Source organism: Candidatus Poseidoniia archaeon, assembly GCA_030748895.1.
GTDB lineage: Archaea > Thermoplasmatota > Poseidoniia > MGIII > CG-Epi1 > UBA8886.
In genome coordinates this window covers 1-247 of record JASMLC010000051.1, presented here as the reverse complement: position 1 = coordinate 247, position 247 = coordinate 1, and the positions used below count along the sequence as shown (strand labels likewise).

Here is a 247-nt window from a genome sequence, read left to right as displayed (position 1 = left end):
CGCCATTTAACTAGACCTAAATGATATATTGATACTTATTCTCTGCCGTATCGGATTTATCCTATGCGCGGGAAGAGATATCAAGCACTGATTGTCGCCATCTTATTACTCACTGCTTTACCATATTCTCCTTTTCTCTCAAGAGCTTCAAGCATAGAGAATCTAGACACACTCGAAAAGGATAATGCACCTCCCTACAGAGATAGTGATGGAGATGGATTATCTGATGAATACGAGATATCTCTAG

The 247-nt window shown here is 39.7% G+C and carries 1 protein-coding gene; it reads left to right on the top strand.

Annotated features, from left to right (window positions below):
* Positions 1 to 63: 63 nt before the first annotated feature.
* A partial coding sequence (locus QGG57_07010; GenBank protein MDP7007906.1) for a hypothetical protein occupies positions 64 to 247 on the top strand: 184 nt, incomplete at its 3' end.